This is a genomic window from uncultured Subdoligranulum sp. (genome assembly GCF_937890665.1).
The window spans coordinates 1-2,234 of the sequence record NZ_CALADU010000325.1; the positions used below are offsets into that span (position 1 = coordinate 1).

Annotated in this window: 3 protein-coding genes; all 3 read right to left on the reverse strand. The window is 45.3% G+C overall.

Going from position 1 to position 2,234, the window contains the following annotated elements:
- Positions 1 to 741, reverse strand: a 741-nt coding sequence (locus Q0526_RS18560) for a tyrosine-type recombinase/integrase (protein WP_298736998.1), incomplete at its 3' end; no start/stop codon positions are given.
- Positions 731 to 1,963: a site-specific integrase gene (locus tag Q0526_RS18565; RefSeq protein ID WP_287553667.1), complete on the reverse strand. Its 1,233-nt coding sequence runs from the start codon at positions 1,961 to 1,963 to the stop codon at positions 731 to 733. The genes Q0526_RS18565 and Q0526_RS18560, both read right to left, overlap by 11 nt.
- Before the next feature lie 76 nt (positions 1,964 to 2,039).
- On the reverse strand, positions 2,040 to 2,234 hold a 195-nt coding region (locus Q0526_RS18570), incomplete at its 5' end, for a DUF4314 domain-containing protein (protein ID WP_298737001.1).

Sequence of the window (2,234 nt, forward strand, 5' to 3'; positions counted from 1 at the left end):
GCTTCCGTGCGGAATCCCACTTTGCCAAAGAATATCTCGGAATTTGTCATATACCGTCCGCTGCGAATATGGAAGCCCCTTGCTGTTCGGGAAAAAGTAGGCGCTGCCCACTGGCCTCCGTAGCCGACTCTCATATCTTAAAAGTTCATCTCTCAATGAGGGTGAGATTGGCAGCCGGCGGCTGTTATCAAACTTCGAATCCCAAACGCTAAGTAAGCTGTGCGGCAAATCCACATCCTCACATTTCAAACGCAATGCTTCCGAGATTCGCAGACCAGTTCCATACAAGACACGAAGAACAGTCGGAAAAATCAGATGAAATTGCGAACCATGCGCTGGAATCTTTTGGGAGTCTGCCGTTTGCAAAATGCGTACTATCTCGTCAGCGGTGAAAATGTACGGAACAAATTGGGACGGCCCTGAGCATCTCCGCTGTACATGAGGCCACCTTATTTGAGCCCCTTTGGAATTCAGAAAATTAGCAAATCCCTTCAGCGCAGTTATCCTTGCGGCGCGAGTATTATCGCTTTCACCCGGTCGCGGAGCAGTCCATGTAGAAATCAATTTTTCTGTCAGAATGGAAGACTGGATATTAAGTTCAACACACAAACGGTCGAACCGATGTAGGTTTTCCGCTGGTGTTCGAAACCACAGTCCCATCGCTTGTTTCAATTCAACGTAATCGTTTATGTCCTTTGCAAAGACACTTGAATACGAAAAATGGTACATTTTATTTCGCATGGGGCACCTCCAGTGGGCAAAGCTCCAGCTGCGGCAGATCGATTTTTGTGTAAATCTTTGTGGTATCTAATTGTGAATGACCAAGGATACTGCTAACAACGGGAAGCGGCGTTTCATTGGAGAGCATAGTGCTGGCGAGCGTATAACGAAACATATGCATGGAGCATCTGGGGCGGCTTTGAGCTATGCCTGCTTTGAGGGCATATTTATAGATGATTTGGCTGAGATTATCGTTGTCGGAAAAACCAGAGTATGGAGCTTTCATACGCACAAAGACATGTGATCCCATTGAGGCAGACGGTCTTCCGTTTTTCAAATAGTCTATCAATGCCCAACCGACATCCTCGAACAGTTCAAATTCCAGTGGTTTCCTTGTTTTCTGTTGTACAATCCGTAATTTACAATCCTTAAAATCAATATTGTCAAATCGCAATCCGCGGATATCGCTGACCCGCAACCCATAGCGCACAGCGAGCAGCAGAATGGCATAGTCCCGTTTCCCAAGAGCATTACTGCGGTCTACTGCTGCCAACAACTTCTGCGTTTCCTCTAAGGTAAAGGTTTCGGGCAATCCGCAGTAGTGCTCTACGCGAACGCTTGGCCAGCACATATGAATATCTCTCTGATACATCCCAGATTCATAGAGAAAAATGAAGAAGGATTTTAATTGCCGAATATTTGTGTTGACATAGCTTTTGGAACAGCCCTCCAGAGTTTTTAGATACGAATGAACATCGGGAATATCAATTTGACTAAGTTCTGTGATTCCGTGAGCTGTACAATACAGCGTAAAATGCTCAAGGCATCTGCGGTGTTGCCTTATACTGCCGGTAGACAAACCCCGTTGTTCACGGAGGTGGTTCAAATAAGCAATACAGACTTCCTCATATTCGGGCGGAAAACTATGATCTCTCATCGGCATACGTTTGTAAATCATTCTGCTGGCCTGGTATTCCAGTAGCAGCATTACTGACCGCCGCATCAAAAGCTTATAACTTGTTATTTTCTCGTGTGCATACAAATCAATTCCATATTTATCTTTTAAGAACCGAATGGCGAGGGGTGCTGTTAAATGCTGTGTCCCCTGTGATTCCATATACTTGCGAAGGACATTCCAGCACTCTCGGTAATGCCTGATATGACCTTCACAGTAATTTAGCTTGATTACTTCCGCATCAACGGTTTGAATCAAACTTTCAATAGACATCATTTCGGTTTCCACAATGATCAACTCCCATAGTAATTGTCGAGCATGGTGCCCGCCCCCCTTACTATAGGAGTTATGCGAAGTTTTTTCATCAAAAATTATTGAAAGCAGGAGGTTTTTTTATGAATAACAACATAATGGAAAACTCTGCATTATGGGCAGCATCGTCAATGCAGTCCAATGTACCCATACTCCCAGGTTGGACGGGCATTGGATCGTCCTTCATTTCACTAAGCCGTACCCGGCATCCGGCAGGATACTGCTCCCGCAGAAACTCCAGCCACTC